Origin of the sequence: Ureibacillus acetophenoni, from assembly GCF_900220965.1 — a bacterium.
GTDB classification, from domain to species: Bacteria; Bacillota; Bacilli; order Bacillales_A; family Planococcaceae; genus Ureibacillus; species Ureibacillus acetophenoni.
This window is the reverse complement of record NZ_OBQC01000004.1, coordinates 210,437-226,291: the sequence shown is the minus strand read 5'-3', so window position 1 is coordinate 226,291 and position 15,855 is coordinate 210,437. Positions and strand designations below refer to the sequence as shown.

The 15,855-nt window shown below is 37.6% G+C and carries 15 protein-coding genes; 11 read left to right on the top strand and 4 right to left on the bottom strand.

Translation table 11 applies throughout. The features are described from left to right. Complete coding sequence (locus CRO45_RS08290; protein WP_097149197.1) at positions 1-960, top strand: ABC transporter permease; 960 nt, start codon at positions 1-3, stop codon at positions 958-960. A gap of 785 nt (positions 961-1,745) precedes the next feature. Here CRO45_RS08290 and CRO45_RS08280 read toward each other — a convergent pair. After that, complete coding sequence (locus CRO45_RS08280) at positions 1,746-2,330, bottom strand: NADPH-dependent FMN reductase (RefSeq protein WP_097149195.1); 585 nt, start codon at positions 2,328-2,330, stop codon at positions 1,746-1,748. 164 nt (positions 2,331-2,494) lie between these two features. On the opposite strand from CRO45_RS08280, the gene CRO45_RS08275 reads away from it, so the two are divergent. Further along, a complete protein-coding gene (locus CRO45_RS08275; RefSeq protein ID WP_097149194.1) occupies positions 2,495-3,049 on the top strand; it encodes a TetR/AcrR family transcriptional regulator in 555 nt (184 codons plus the stop codon). A gap of 25 nt (positions 3,050-3,074) precedes the next feature. Further along, on the top strand, positions 3,075-3,719 hold the full coding sequence (locus CRO45_RS08270; protein ID WP_097149193.1) for an SDR family oxidoreductase: 645 nt from the start codon (positions 3,075-3,077) through the stop codon (positions 3,717-3,719). 257 nt (positions 3,720-3,976) lie between these two features. Here the strand turns inward: CRO45_RS08270 and CRO45_RS08265 are convergent, their stop codons facing one another. Then, positions 3,977-4,396, bottom strand: coding sequence for a PepSY domain-containing protein (locus CRO45_RS08265; protein WP_097149192.1), 420 nt, complete (start codon positions 4,394-4,396; stop codon positions 3,977-3,979). Positions 4,397-4,794: 398 nt separating this feature from the next. Here CRO45_RS08265 and yfmF point away from each other — a divergent pair, with 398 nt between their 5' ends. The 8 genes from yfmF to CRO45_RS08225 all read left to right on the top strand — a co-directional run bounded on the left by yfmF (position 4,795) and on the right by CRO45_RS08225 (position 13,780). Beyond that, positions 4,795-6,072, top strand: coding sequence for an EF-P 5-aminopentanol modification-associated protein YfmF (gene yfmF / locus CRO45_RS08260; RefSeq protein ID WP_097149191.1), 1,278 nt, complete (start codon positions 4,795-4,797; stop codon positions 6,070-6,072). Beyond that, positions 6,059-7,357 (top strand): EF-P 5-aminopentanol modification-associated protein YfmH, encoded by a 1,299-nt coding sequence (gene yfmH / locus CRO45_RS08255; protein WP_097149190.1) that lies wholly within the window; start codon positions 6,059-6,061, stop codon positions 7,355-7,357. The genes yfmF and yfmH overlap by 14 nt, the downstream gene beginning before the upstream one ends. A 78-nt stretch (positions 7,358-7,435) precedes the next feature. Next, on the top strand, positions 7,436-8,164 hold the full coding sequence (gene ymfI, locus CRO45_RS08250; protein WP_097149189.1) for an elongation factor P 5-aminopentanone reductase: 729 nt from the start codon (positions 7,436-7,438) through the stop codon (positions 8,162-8,164). 124 nt (positions 8,165-8,288) lie between these two features. After that, complete coding sequence (locus tag CRO45_RS08245) at positions 8,289-8,546, top strand: DUF3243 domain-containing protein (RefSeq protein ID WP_097149188.1); 258 nt, start codon at positions 8,289-8,291, stop codon at positions 8,544-8,546. Positions 8,547-8,889: 343 nt separating this feature from the next. Next, positions 8,890-9,678 (top strand): DUF3388 domain-containing protein, encoded by a 789-nt coding sequence (locus tag CRO45_RS08240; RefSeq protein WP_097149187.1) that lies wholly within the window; start codon positions 8,890-8,892, stop codon positions 9,676-9,678. A gap of 125 nt (positions 9,679-9,803) precedes the next feature. Then, on the top strand, positions 9,804-10,733 hold the full coding sequence (locus CRO45_RS08235; RefSeq protein WP_097149186.1) for a helix-turn-helix domain-containing protein: 930 nt from the start codon (positions 9,804-9,806) through the stop codon (positions 10,731-10,733). Between the two features lie 1,088 nt (positions 10,734-11,821). Next, positions 11,822-12,403 carry a CDP-diacylglycerol--glycerol-3-phosphate 3-phosphatidyltransferase gene (gene pgsA / locus CRO45_RS08230; RefSeq protein WP_097149185.1) on the top strand — a complete coding sequence of 194 codons (582 nt, stop codon included), beginning with the start codon at positions 11,822-11,824 and terminating at the stop codon, positions 12,401-12,403. A 120-nt stretch (positions 12,404-12,523) separates the two neighbouring features. Then, the gene (locus tag CRO45_RS08225; RefSeq protein WP_097149184.1) at positions 12,524-13,780 is read left to right on the top strand and encodes a competence/damage-inducible protein A; all 1,257 of its coding nucleotides are present in this window, start codon (positions 12,524-12,526) and stop codon (positions 13,778-13,780) included. Between the two features lie 116 nt (positions 13,781-13,896). On the opposite strand, the gene CRO45_RS08220 is transcribed toward CRO45_RS08225, so the two are convergent. Beyond that, the gene (locus tag CRO45_RS08220; RefSeq protein ID WP_097149183.1) at positions 13,897-15,210 is read right to left on the bottom strand and encodes a hypothetical protein; all 1,314 of its coding nucleotides are present in this window, start codon (positions 15,208-15,210) and stop codon (positions 13,897-13,899) included. Positions 15,211-15,455: 245 nt separating this feature from the next. Continuing rightward, complete coding sequence (locus CRO45_RS08215) at positions 15,456-15,803, bottom strand: hypothetical protein (protein WP_097149182.1); 348 nt, start codon at positions 15,801-15,803, stop codon at positions 15,456-15,458. Positions 15,804-15,855 lie beyond the last annotated feature (52 nt).

Genomic DNA, 15,855 nt, shown 5'->3' with positions numbered 1-15,855 from the left:
ATGAGCTTTTTAGACGTACTTTATTTTATCATTCCTTCAGCTATATTTTATGCAGCTCCAATCATCATGACGGCAATTGGTGGCGTATTTACAGAACGTTCAGGTGTAGTAAATATTGGTCTGGAAGGAATTATGATTGTCGGAGCAGCAAGTAGTATTATCTTTAACTTAACGTTTGTCGATATGTTTGGAACATTAACGCCTTGGGTCGGCTTAATTGTCGCTATGGCTTTTGGTATGTTAATGGCTTCGATTTTAGCGGTAGCTGCTGTATCATTCCGTGCAGACCAAACTGTATCCGGGGTAGCCATCAACATGTTAGGTCTAGCGGCTGCAGTATTTATCGTTAAATTAATTTATGATAAAGGTCAAACAGATTCAATTTCACAACGTTTCTCACGTTTTGACGTTCCGTTCTTATCGGATATTCCGTTTATCGGGCCGTTATTCTTTGAAGATGCTTACGCAACAACATTCGTTGCCTTTGCAGTAGTATTTATCGCATGGTTCGTTTTATATAAAACGCCATTCGGTTTACGTATTCGTGCAGTAGGGGAACACCCAATGGCTGCTGATACGATGGGTATTAATGTAGCGAAAACTCGTTACATCGCTGTATTAATTTCAGGTGCTCTAGGTGGTATTGGTGGAGCAATCTTCGCTCAAGCAATCGCAGGGAACTTCTCAGCTTCTACAATTAGTGGTCAAGGGTTCATGGCACTTGCAGCGATGATCTTCGGTAAATGGCATCCACTAGGTGCATTCGGTGCCGCGTTATTCTTCGGTTTAGCGCAGTCATTGAGTGTAGTAGGGAACGCGATTCCATATGTAAGAGATATCCCTCCGGTAATTTTAGCGATTCTACCGTACGCATTAACAATCATCGCGTTAGCTGGATTTATCGGAAAAGCAAACGCGCCAAAAGCGAGTGGTGTGCCTTATATTAAGGGGAAACGATGATTTAAAGATTTAGTATGGTGATTAAAATAGGCCGCAACCCAATGGTGAATTGGGTTGTGGCTTTTTTTGTGTTTGTGGGACTCGGGTTTCGTGACAGGATTTTGTGGAATTTGGAGAAAGTGTCACTCAAAGTGGATTTGCGTGACAAAATTTTGTGGAACTCGGGTGAAGTGTCACGCAAAGTGGATTTGCGTGACAAAATTTTGTGGAACTCGGGTGAAGTGTCACGCAAAGTGGATTTGCGTGACAAAATTTTGTAGAATTTGGGTAAAGTGTCACGGAAAATGGATTTGCGTGACAAGATTTTGTGAAACTCGGGTGAAGTGTCACGCAAAGTGGATTTACGTGACAAAATTTCGTAGAACTTGGGTAAAGTGTCACGCAAAGTGGATTTACGTGACAAAATTTCGTAGAACTTGGGTAAAGTGTCACGCAAAGTGAATTAGCGTGACAAAATTTGGTGGAATTCGGGTAAAGTGTCACGCAAATAGGATTTACGAGACAAAATTTTGAAGAACACGGGAAAAGTGTAGAGTAATATGGATTTACGGGACAAATTATGGAGGAACTCAGAAAAAGCGTCTCGTAAAATGGATTTACGGGACAAAATTCCAAGGAATTCAGAAAAAGTGTCTCGTAAAATGGATTTACGTGACAGAATTCTAAGGAATTCAGGAAAAGTGTATCGTAAAATGATGTTGCGATATAAAATCTGGAGGAACTTGGGAAAAGTGTCTCATAGAAGCACTAAAAAACTCCCTTCAAATGAAGGGAGTTCATCACGATTAACCAATCTGTACTAATTTTTCATTTTCTCTAACTGTCTTCAACGCTGTTGACCAAGCAACAACATCATCCAACACTTTATTTAAAGTTTCTTCATGGAATGGTGCTGGAGCGAACTCTCGCATATCTTTGAAATCTGTGAATAAGCTCATTGCCACACTAGGTCCTACTACTGCTACTTTTGGAACACTTAAGATTAAACGTAAGTCATTTGTAGCTGTTACCCCTAATGTAGAACCGTAACTTACAACACCCGCTGCTTTATTGTTCCATTCAACATATAAATAATCGATTGCATCTTTCAGTCCGGATGTAACGCCTTTGTTGTATTCTGGTGTTACGAAGATGAATCCATCAAGTTCGTTAATTTTCTTCGACCAAACATGAGCTTCTGGTGCAGTGTAATCTTGAGACATGATTGCTGGAATTGGCTCATTAAATTTTGGTAAGTTGTAATCTTTAATATCGATTAATTCATATTCTGCATCGCTACGTTTGTCAGCGATAGACTTTACCCACTCTGCAACCTGAATATTTACTCGAGAATCACGAGTACTTCCTGTAAGAATACCGATTTTAACCATTATAAATTCCTCCCAATTGTTTACTATTTTGTAAAAAAGCATCTTTAATTTGCTTTATACTTGAAGTTTAATAGATAATAAAACATAGCAAAACCAATAGAATGATGGAAATGTTGGATATCCAACACTTCCATAAAATTGTTGAAGAAGTAGGAGGATCGATGATGGATCAAGTAAAAACGGACCCCCGCATTATTCGTACAAGAAAATTAATTATGGACACATTTATTGACCTATCGAGCAAAAAGGAATTTAAAGATATTACGGTCAAAGACATTACAACAGAAGCGATGATTAATCGGGCTACATTTTATTATCATTTTGAAGATATTTACGATTTACTCGATAAGGCACTTTCTGAAGTGTTATTGGTCAACCTGAAAAGTGAAGAATACGAGCAAGAGGAACTAAATGAAGGATCTCTAATAAGCATTTTTAAAGCAATTACGAATTTCCAAATGTCATTATCAAACCGATGCCATCGAGGATATGAAGATACAATTGCAAGAATTATCCGCGATCAGCTGGAGGTTTTATTCTATAAAATGCTGTCAAAAGAACATGATGCAAAGGAAAATGAAACATTAAAGATTGCAGCGGTCATGTTAAGTTGGGGGCTGTATGGCGCCTCCGTTGAATGGAGAAGAAACAGTCAAAATGTAACGCCTGAAGAATATATTAAATCAGTCATTCCTTTTATAACAAAAGGGATTCAGTGATAGATTTTCGAAAGGGGTTTAGGAAATGAAAGTTTTAATTGTTGGTGCAAATGGGCAAATCGGAAAAGAAGTGGTCAAGTTACTACATGAAAGTAGTGAGTATTCTGTACGTGCATTTGTGCGCAGTGAAGATCAGCTGAAGGCTTATGAAAATCAAGGTGTTGAAGCTATTTTAGGAAACCTAGAGGGCACGGTGGAGCAAATTGCTGAAGCGGTAAAGGGGTGCGATGCGGTTGTTTTCACAGCCGGTTCAGGTGGCCATACAGGTTACGATAAAACTTTGCTAATTGACCTAGATGGTGCGGTAAAGGTAATGGAAGCTGCTGAAAAGGTTGGGGCGAATCGTTTTATCATGGTAAGTGCCCTTCAAGCCCACAATCGTGAAAATTGGAATCAAAAAATTATCCCGTATTATGTTGCGAAACATTATGCAGACCGCATGCTCGTTCAAAGTAATTTAAATTACACAATTATCCGCCCAGGTGGATTGCTCAACGAACCTGGTACTGGAAAGGTACAAATTGCCGAAAACCTTGAAAGAAGTACAGTTCCGCGAGAAGACGTAGCGAAAACAATCGTTGAAGTAATAAAGGCGGAGAATACGTTCAGAAAGTCGTTTGATTTAGTGTCTGGTGATACGGTGATTGAGAAAGCGGTAAAGAATATATAGTAAATTTCACAAGTGAAGAATGGATATCTAGACAAATTCCAGATAAGTGGGATAGATTGTCAAGAAAGAGCCGTTATCAAGACAAAATTTCAGAAAAGTGAGTTAAGTTGTCAAGATAGAGACTGTTTCTAGACAATATTCCAAAAAAGTAATGAAAGTTGTATTGAATTGACGCAGTTCCACAATAAAAAATAAACCGAACTATAACAATCAACTGTTATAGTTCGGTTTTCTAATGGAGTATCTTGTTTTATCAATTAATCATCATAACGATCATCATAAAGCTCTTCGTAGTAATCATCTTCGTCGTCGTGGAAATCAATTTCTTTTTCTAATAGTTCACCTGTGAAAGCATCTAGTTTCAACTCGTATTCAGCTTCTTTTGTTAAAACTTCTACTTCAAAATAGCTCCATTTTCCTTCTCTTTCAAATTCTAGTTCCTTAATAATGCCGTCTTTTACAATTTCTAAAGCTTTCTTTTCAATTGCTTCAGCAGAAAGTCGCTCTTGTTTTGATGTTTGCTCCGTTGTTTTTACCACCTGATTATCGTCATCCATAACATATGATTTATTCACAGACTCAGCTTCCGCATTAATAGTATTGTTCCCTGTAACTGCAATTAGACCTCCGATTCCCATAACTCCGATTAACGCTGGTACTAAAATAATTTTTTTCATTTGTAATTCCTCCAATTTCTTTTGTTTGGCTTACTAACTACATACTATCCAACCAAAATGAGGAAAGAGGGAGAGAAACATTAGAAAATGGTTAGAATTAATTAGAAAAGAATTAAGACTCCATCGTGAAGTTTAACTTTGCTCAAATTGAATAAAATAAACAGAATGAAGTGCGAATACATATTAATTTTTGCATAAACCATAATAAGACATGTATAGTAGTGATATGAATTGTTATTTTTTAGTGATGTTGGAAAATTATTTACCAGCAGAAGAAAACATCTACAATTTATTCATATTTCGCAATTTCGATGTTAGGCCAGGAAGCCATTGGCGACTGAGTGCGAAAGTCATTCAAATTTAATTATTCCAATATATAAGTAGAAAGGGGTATTTTTTTGTTTTCAACTATTGAGATTGCAAAGGGCGTTTCCCTACATATCCGACAATCTACACAATTCAAAACAGTGAATTTATCAATAAAGTGGAGAAAACCTTTAACTGTTAAGGATGCTGCGGAACGTTCAGTATTATCGAACGTGATGCAACATAGTAATGGAAAGTTTAAAAAATCTGCTGAATTTCGTAGTTATTTAGATGATTTGTATGGAACGGTGATGTATTTTGATGCATCCAAACGTGCCAACGATCACACGGTTGTTTTAAACGTTGAAACGGTGAACGACCAATATTTAGCGGAAAATAAAGTGCTGGATGATGTGATTGATTTAATTCAAACAGCGATTTTCAACCCGAATTTTGAAAATGATCAATTCATTTCAACGATTGTGGAACGTGAAAAAGAAATGGTCATTCAACGTATCCAATCGATTTTTGATGATAAAACACGCTATGCGCACCAACGCTTAACGCAATTGATTCGACCAAATCATCCAGCGTCAATTTCGGCAAACGGTACGATTGAAGAAGTGAAAAATATCACGCCTGAAAGCTTAACAAAAGCGTATCATTCGATGATTAATGACGACAAAATCGACATTTATGTCCTAGGTGATGTGGATGTGGACGCTATTCAACAAAAACTTGTAAACGCTTTAACATTCAAGGATCGTGAATCAATTCCATATCCTGAATATGAAGAATCAAAACCAGAAAAAGATTATTTCAATGAAAAGCAAGATATGAACCAAGGGAAATTGCATATCGGTTATAGTACGCCAATTAAATTTGGTGATGAAGACTATCCAAAAATGCAAATTTTCAATGGGGTGTTTGGTGGTTATGCCCACTCAAAACTGTTCATGAATGTGCGCGAACGTGAGAGCTTAGCTTATTACGCTTCAAGTTCTTATTCATCTCATTACGGTCTTGTGTACGTTGTTTCAGGTATCGAGCCTTCAAATGAAAAGAAAGCAATCGATGTTATCAATGAACAACTTGAAGAAATGAAAAATGGCAATATCTCAGACTTAGAGCTAAATCAAACAAAGGCGATGCTAGGAAGTCAGTTAAGAGAAGCTTTAGATTCAGCGCGAGGTCAAATTGATATTTATGATCAATACAAAGACCTTGGCGAAGAATTTTCTATCGATAAATGGAGAGAGCGTTGGAAGAAAGTGACGAAAGAAGACCTTCAAGAAATGGCGTCACAGTTAAAACTTGAAGCAGTGTACTTCTTAAGTGGGAAGGAGGGCGCTCAAGATGCAAACAATTGAGTTTAAGCAGCTTGATGAAACATTATATTACGTAAAACTTTCGAACGGTTTAGAAGTGTACATCTTACCGAAAAAAGGTTTTTCAAAAACATATGTAACGTTTACGACGAAATACGGTTCAGTGGATCGCACATTTAAGCCGCTTGATGAAGATGAAGTAATCACTGTTCCAGACGGGATTGCGCACTTCTTAGAGCACAAAATGTTTGAAAAAGAACACGGTGATGTATTCCAAGAGTTTAGTGAATATGGTGCATCTGCTAACGCGTTCACTACTTTTGCGCGTACGGCGTATTTATTCTCTTCAACTGAAAATGTGTTAAAAAACACTGAAACGTTGTTGAATTTCGTGCAAGAGCCGTACTTTACTGAAAAAACGGTTAATAAAGAAAAAGGGATTATTGGTCAGGAAATAAATATGTACAATGACCAACCTGATTACCGTGTGTATTTTGGAACGATTGAAAACATGTACCACAACCATCCAGTGAAAATCGATATTGCTGGTACTGAGGAATCAATTGACAAAATTACAGCTGAGCATTTATACACTTGCTACAATACGTTCTACCATCCATCAAATATGGTGTTATTTGTGGTCGGTGCAGTAAATCCTGACGAGATGATTGGGTTCATTAAAGAAAATCAAGATAAAAAAGAATTCAAAGATGCGCAAGAAATTGAACGTCATTTTGAAGATGAGCCAACAGAAGTTGCACATAAATCTCGCGAAATGAAAATGGATGTTCAAAAACCAAAAGTGTATATTGGGTTAAAAGCAAAAGAAACAAATTTAAGTGGAGAAGAAATGCTAAAGCATGAAATGTGCGTTCAAATTGGATTAGAATGTTTATTCGGCCGTGCATCAGACTTCTACACAAATGTTTATGAGAATGGCTTAATCGATGAATCTTACGTTTACGACTTTTCACTTGAACAAGGATTTGGATTTGCGTTAATCGGAACAGATACTGCTGATCCGGATAAGTTTGCGGAATTAGTGTTTGAACAAATTAATAAAGTCGAGAAAGAAGAAGTGTTTGCTGCTGAGGCAATCGAGCGAATCAAACGTAAAAAAATCGGTTTCTTCTTAAGAGCGTTAAACTCAATCGAATTTATTGCCAACCAATTCACTCGTTATAAATTCAATGACATGAACTTGTTTGATGCAGTGCCTGTAATTGAACAGTTAACGGTGGATGATATTAAAGAAGCGTTCAAAACAATTTTAGGTGAGTCACAACAAACAATGTTTAAAGTGTTACCTCTAAATGAGCGAAAATAGTTTTTAACTGCGAAAGCGATGGTGGAAGTGGATCTCGTCGCTTTCGCAAATTTATTTCATTAAGTGAGCGATTTAGAAATGAAAAAATATGCACTTGTTCTCGGAGCATCAGGTGCAATTGGAAGTGCCATCTGTCATCGGCTAGCAAAAGACGGATGGTCCCTCTATTTGCATTACAATAAAGGAAAAGAAAAAATTCAACATTTAATGAAGGAACTGACTCTTGATTATGTGGATCAAGAGTTTATTCCTGTTCAGTCGGATTTTACGGATGTGAACGGGGCAGAGAGTTTAGCGCCCCAAATTTATAGTTTGAACGCGATTGTATTTGCAAGTGGTCATGCATATTATGGACTAATAGAAGATACACCTGTAGAAGAAATGAACAGATTATGGCATGTTCATGTGCAAAATCCAATTAGGTTGCTGGCGCTGCTTTCCGGAAAGTTGCGGAGTAATGACGTGAGCTACTGCTTATTTATAGGTTCAATTTGGGGCGAAGCCGGTTCTGCTGGTGAAGCGGTGTATTCGGCAGTAAAAGGTGCCCAACATGCATTCGTTAAGTCCTACGCAAAGGAAGTCGCATTTAATCGCATACGTGTGAACGCGATTGCGCCAGGGTTTATTGAAACGGAAATGAATAACCATTTATCGGATGAGGAACGTTCTCTGTTGTTCGAAGAAATTCCACTAGCGCGAGCAGGCGAAGCGCGGGACGTAGCCAACATGGTCGCATTTTATTTGAGTGGTCAGGCGGATTATGTGACAGGGCAGATCATTCGGGTGAATGGTGGATGGTATATTTAAGTGCAGGTTCAATGCCTGAAAGGAACCATATTCATTCACCTTTCAAAATTCTTTTTCAAAATGAAGTTAGTACATATAAACCTCCAAATTTGTTCATACTAATTGTGCAAAGGAGGAGAGAAAAATGGGTTTATTAGAAAACTGGGATCGTTGGACATCGTTTTTAGGCCAACAAGTAGATAATGCAGAAAACACAGGTATGTCTAAAAAAGTGATTGAAGCAACAGCTGTTCAAATTGGTGACTACCTGCAAAAAAACGTTGATCCTAAAAACGAACAAGAACGCGTACTTTCTGATTTATGGGGAGTCGCTAACAACGATGAAAAGCATGCCATGGCAAGCTGTATCATTAAACTCGTAAATAACCGTCGAGTTCAATAAAATCAAACATTTTCTTCAATTTATATTGATAAAAATTAGTATAAGTTGTAGACATCTGTTTGCAGCATAGCCACAATTTATTATTCAAACCTTACTCACAATCATGTGAGGCCTCATATGTTTCAATATTAAAAAGGAGGCTCGTCCTCCTTTTCTTTTTCCATAAGATGTGGTATTTCTATACCTTTAACATTATGAATCTTTCATTTTCCATGAAAAATAACTTATTTCATAAATTTACAGAAATTATGTCGGTTTGTAACTTTTCAATACATAGAAAATCCGCTATGATGAAACTATTAATATAATTATTCGTTTCAATAGTAAGGGGACGATTGCGTATATGAGTGAGTGGTATTTTGAATATGAGATTCAAGTGAATCGTCCAGGATTATTAGGTGATATTGCATCACTTCTTGGAATGCTTAGAGTCAATATTGTATCCATTAATGGTGTCGATGAAGGTCGTCGTGGAATGCTTTTAAATTCTGAAAATGAAGATTCCATTGAACGATTTATTTCTATTGTTTCAACAATGGAGCATATCAATGTTACGAAATTCCGCGAACCTAAAATTCGAGATAGGCTAGCTGTAAGGCATGGGCGTTATATTCCAAGGGATGTCGATGAAAAAAGTACTTTCAGATTTATTCGTACCGAGCTTGGACTTTTAGTGGATTTTATGGCTGAACTATTCAAAAAGAAAGGTAATACACTGATTGGAATCCGGGGTATGCCTAGGGTTGGGAAAACAGAATCCGTTGTTGCAGCAAGTGTCTGTGCGAACAAAAAGTGGATTTTCTTATCTTCAACAATGATTAAGCAAACTGTTAGGAATAAATTAATCGGCGACGAATTTAGTGACAACAATATTTTTATTCTAGACGGCGCAGTTACAAGACGTAGTAATGACGAAGGTCACATGAGACTTGTTCGAGAAATTATGAGTATGCCAACAGTTAAAGTCGTCGAACATCCAGATTTATTTGTCCAATTATCAGAATATAGTATTGAGGATTTTGACTATATCATTGAGTTACGACATGACCCGAACGAAGAAATTACGTATGACATTCTTGAAAAAAATCAAATGATGTCGCAATCGGACCATTTTGGTGGATTTAATTTTTAACTTTGTACGACAAAAGAATCGCACTTCCTGCCTGTATAAAGTTAAGTCTCCAGCGGATGCCACAGGTTTCGAAAAAGTTGGATGGCAAATACGCAAAGTGAATTTTAAAAAAGTAGGTGTTTAAAGTGACTGAGCTTGGTACTCGGCTAAAAGAAGCGAGGTTATCTAAAGGATACAGTTTAGATGATTTGCAAGAAATAACAAAAATTCAAAAAAGATATTTAGTAGGAATCGAAGAAGGCAATTATTCCATTATGCCCGGTACTTTTTACGTGCGCGCATTTATTAAACAATATGCAGAAGCAGTAGGTTTAAAGTCAGAAGAACTTCTAGAACAATATAAAACGGAAGTCCCGAAAACAAATCCGGATGAGGTAACGCAAGCTGTACCTTATACTCCATCTCGTAGAACTTCAAGAAATTCAGGAAAAGTAATGGAAACAGCTCCAAAATTTATAGTGGCATTATTTATTATTGTGATTATCGCAGTGATTTGGTTCCTTTACTCTCAAAAAGTTCAAAATACTCCTGAACAAGAAAAAATTGAACAATCGCAATTTGAATACGATCAAAAACCAACTCCGCCAGTTAATCAAGATGACGAAGAAGGCGAAGGCGGTTCTGCAGGCGGCGCTAACGGAGAAACTACTGATGAAGAGGGAACGGGAACGGACGAACAAGTGGATGAAGAAGAAGAGCCTGAAGTGAAGCAAACAATCTCTGCTGGTGAAGTTCAAGCAGATGGTGTGACAACGAATTACACACTGACAGGTTCAGAAACGATGAATCTTCGAATTGTTATTTCCGGTGACACTTGGGTAGGTATCAGAAATGCAACTGGTGCGGAGCAAATTCCAGATCGCGTTTACAAATCTGGTGAAGAAGTAATATTCGATGCAACGACAAATGCTTATGCACGTATCCGCCTTGGTGACGCGAGAAATGCAAAAGTATTTGTGAACGACGAAGAACTTGTTTACGTACAAAATCCTCAAGACCGAGGAAAAAGCACGCAGAACATTGTGATTCAGTTTGGTGAGGAAGCAGCACAGTAGTAGGATTGTGTGATTAATGGACAGTTTGGTCAGGAAAACTGGCTGAACTGTCCATTAACTGGGTTATAATGGACAATAGGTGCTAGAAAAGCGGGTGATTTGTCCATTATGTGAGTGATAATGGACAAAATGGGTTGGAAAACGGTCTGTAATGTCCATAAAGAGGGTTATAATGGACAAAACGGGTTGGAAAAGCGGTTGATTTGTCCATTATGTGAGTGATAATGGACAAAATGGATTGAAAAGTAGACTGAACTGTCCATTAAGAGGGTTATAATGGACAAAACGGGTTGGAAAACGGTCTGAACTGTCCATTAAGAGGGTTATAATGGACAAAACGAGTTCGAAAACGGTCTGAACTGTCCATTAAGACGGTTATAATGGACAAAACGGATTGGAAAACAGTCTGAAATGTCCATAAAGCGGGTTATAACGGACAAAACAGGTGGAAAAACAGTCTAAACTGTCCAATAGCAGGGCTCTATGGGACAAAACAGGTGGAAAACCGGTTTTAAATGTCTTATAGAAGGGCTCTACGGGACAAAACGAGAGAAAATCTCGTACGGAATGTCTCATAGAAGGGCTCTATGGGACAAAACGAGTGAAAATCGTGTACGAAATGTCTTATAGAAGGGCTCTATGGGACAAAACGAGTGAAAATCGTGTACGAAGTGTCTTATAGAAGGGCTCTATGGGACAAAACCGGTGAAAATTGTGTGCGAAATGTCTCATAGACGGGCTCTACGGGACAAAACGAGTGGAAATTGCGTACGAAGTGTCTCATAGAAGGGCTCTACGGGACAAAACGAGTGAAAATCGTGTACGAAGTGTCTCATAGAAAGGCTCTATGGGACAAAACGAATGAAAATCTCGTACGGAATGTCTCATAGAAGTGCTATACTTGTCTATAGAGTAAAATATATCCATTCACAATCGCTGTTCATTACCACTTGCCGATACTAAAAAATACTCACGTGTCAGCATTGCTTATTCATCAACAACTACTTAAAGTAAGGAAGTTAGAAAAGGCTGTGCAGAAAATTTTCTGGACAGCCGCTTTTCTTTCAATTGGAAAGGTGTTTTTATGTATGAATTTACCAAATAAAATAACAATTTCACGGATTATCTTAATCCCAATCTTTGTCATTGTTATGATTAATGACTTTGGCTGGGGCACGATGACACTATTTGGTGCTGAAATGCCCGTGGAACATTTTGTAGGGGCGTTAATTTTTATTATTGCGTCTTGTACAGATTGGATCGACGGCCACTTCGCGAGAAAATACAACCTCGTAACCAACTTAGGGAAATTCCTTGATCCTCTAGCTGATAAATTATTAGTGTCCGCTGCATTCATTGTATTAGTTGAACTTGGATACGCTCCGAGCTGGATTATCATTGTTATTCTAAGCCGTGAATTTGCGGTTACAGGTTTACGTGCAATTCTTGCTGCTGAAGGTGGAGAAGTTGTTGCTGCAAGTAACCTAGGGAAAATTAAAACTTGGGCACAAATTGTAGCCATCTCTTTACTGCTTTTACACAACACAATCTTCGTGCAATTCGGCATTCCATTAGACATGATTATGTTATATATCGCACTTATCTTCACAATCTGGTCAGGTTGGAATTACTTCTGGGTGAACCGAAAAATATTTGTGAATTCGAAATAACAGTAGCGGGATTTCCTAGGAAATCCCGTATTTTTTTTAAGAATGAAACCTTCCATACCTCAGTAATATATACAATCAGTTATAATGAAAATAAATTCCAATAAAAGCGAGGTTACATAGATGAATGCGGAAATCATTGCAGTGGGGTCTGAATTGTTGCTTGGGCAAATTGCCAATACAAATGCGAAATTTATTTCTAGCCAACTTTCTGAGTTAGGCATTAATGTTTATTTCCATACAGTAGTTGGGGATAACGGAAGTCGTTTGCAAGATGCAATCAAAATTGCTGAAGAGCGAGCGGATTTAATTATATTCTCTGGTGGTCTGGGCCCTACAAAAGACGACCTGACAAAAGAAACGATTGCCAATCATTTAGGTTTGCCACTCGTTTTTGACCACGAAGCGCTTACATATATCGAGGAGTTTTTCGCGAAGTACGGGCGCACGATGACTGAGAATAATAAAAAACAAGCCCTTGTCCTAGAAGGTTGCAAAGTCCTTGCGAATCATAACGGTATGGCACCAGGAATGTTTTTGGAGCATAATGATCGCATTTATATGTTGCTACCTGGACCGCCAAAAGAAATCGAGCCAATGTTCCAGTTTGAAGCAAAACCTCTGCTTGCGAAAAAAGTTAGCGACGACGGCATGATCGTGTCGCATGTACTAAGATTCTACGGCATTGGGGAAGCTGAACTTGAAGTGCAAGTTCAAGATATATTGGACAATCAAACAAACCCAACTGTAGCGCCTCTTGCTTCCGACGGGGAAGTGACGCTAAGAATCACCGCCAAAGCGCAAACAGAAGAAGAAGCATGGAAATTAATCCACGCGAAAAAAACAGAAATTCAAGCTATCGTAGGAAAATATCAATACGGTGTGGATGATGATTCATTAACCTCAAAAACGGTAGAAATGCTGTTGCACAATGGACTGACGATATCTGCTGCGGAAAGCTTAACTGCAGGCCTTTTCCAATCGGAGTTGGCGGAAATCTCAGGTGTTAGCGGAACGTTAGTTGGTGGCGTTGTTACTTATACAGAGGAAGCAAAGGTTAACCAACTTGGTATTGATCAAGTGCTATTGGATCAATTCGGGGTAGTGAGTAGCGAATGCGCGGGAGCGATGGCAGCGAACGTGCGCAAGAAGTTCTGCACTGATATCGGCATCGGCCTAACAGGTGCTGCGGGTCCTGATCCGCACGATGAACAACCAGCTGGAACAATTTGGATTGGCTTTGCCATTGGTGACGACGAGCCAGTTACACGTAAACTCGAGCTTTCTGGTATGCGTAACACGAATCGATTACGCGCGGTGAAGTATGCGTGTAGTTATTTAATGAGGCTTTTGGAAGAGAAGGGTTATAAGAGAGTTTAGATATTCTAGAAAGACATTACATCAAATCTTTGTAATGTCTTTTCTTTTGCATCAAATTGAATAATTAAAAACCACTCTGAAAGTTTTTTCAGAGTAGTTTATATCGTTAATAAATGTTAGATTCCGTCAGACGAAACATCGCTAGGTACGAAGTAGTCAATTCCTTTTCGAATCTTTACAAATTGAAGGGATGATTTACCTTGGTAACGTATTTTATTCCAAATGGTAAACTCTGTATCGTTAGAAGTGAACCAAAATTCAGGTCTTATACTTCCAGTACGTATATCGAAGGGAATATCAATTTCTTCCCCTTTTATCGCTAGATTAGTATCGTGAATGGTAATCGTATCTGTCTTTTCATTTACGAATAAAAAGCGGTCTTCTGTGATAAAATCAATAAGGTTTTTTCGAACATTAAAGTCATACTCATATTCTTGACCAAACGAATCCCATACTGGTTGTCCATTGTTAGTATCTAATATGTATAGACTTGAATCACCTGTATACATTAATCCACTATCTTCAACATAATAAACATTGTCCACTGTATTTGTAGAAAGTGCTAAACGACTTGAAAAATCATGTGTTGGCGTAAAGGTCTTAATTGGTGTTGTTAGATCTTCCACATAAAAAATGCCAACTTCCTCACCATGACCTTTAAGCAATGCTAGTTTCCCTTTGTTCGTTATTAAGAATGTAGGATCATATGCCACTCCCTGCGTTATACCGTTTTCTACAACTCCAGATTCACTCATCACAAAGTCTATAAGTATATTATTTTTATCCATATAGGCTTTGTCACGTACTAATGTATAAATATGATTATTATGGTAAACTACTTTCACTTTGAAAAAATCATAGGATTCAGGGTTTAATCCTGCATTTCTAATAGCATTTGGAAGGATATCGTTAGCAAATAATGGAACATCCCTTTCTTCCCAATACCCATCTTTCGCAACTGAATAGAATAAACTTCTAAAATCGTTGAATCCATGAATAACATATACATTCTCGTTATCTTCTATTACATGTTTAATATGGTGTTCATCATCTTCTGCAAAGTAGTCATCTCCGTATTGTTGTCCCCAACTAACCATTTTCATTTCTTTAAACTCATAATCTATAATACTTGCAAAAGTATCAGGGAAATGAAAGTCTAGATCCGGACCACTTTCGTATCTTTCATCTAATTTTTCAATAATCTCTTCAACAGGGTAACCCCCATAACCAATTGTCTCTAATTCTTCTTCAACGATTTTAATCTTTTCTTCGTCAGACAAACCTAACCAATCCAAGCGTTCTTCTTGTACTTCTTCCACTTCCTCTTCGATTGTCGGAGAAACATTAGTAATACTCTCTTCAGGTTGTTCACTTGAACAGGCAGCTAAAAAGAGAATAATAATAGTTGGAAAAATAAATGCCTTTTTCATTTTACTTGCTCCTTATCTTTTCAATATAGAATATTATTCCTAGAATAATAATACTTTATATTCAACCCAGTTATATTACAATACTAATTTACTATATGGTGTGATAAAATTGTCCTACTAACTATGAAATGTCGGGTTTATATACGCTTTTCGGACATAGCATCGATTTATGTAGTTATTATTCACTTAATAATAAAAAAGACATTCAACGTTCTTATCCCGTTGAATGTCTTGATTTTTTAATTTTATTCACCAAGTAAATAACCTACCACTTGACCAGTGTCAGGGGCGATAAGAATTACGGGTGTACTAACCAACGCATCAGCCCGATCGATAAAAGTTACTTTTAAAACTGTTCTTCCGTTGTATGAAAGATCCAAGATTTCGAAATGATCTTTCATTATTATTTCTTGTACTTCCGCACTTTGCCATTCTCCATCAGAAGTAGTGCCCCATCCTTGTTCTTTAACAAAATCCCAAGCGATTTTTCTAATTTCATCAAAAGAATCTTCAGTTTCAATGTTTTCATTCATTGAACAGCCAGTTAAAATAGACAACGTGGCAACTACAAGTAATAAAAATAAATTCCGCATAAAGCATCCCCCAATAGCATTAATCTAGGAAACTTCCAAACATCCCCTGAAA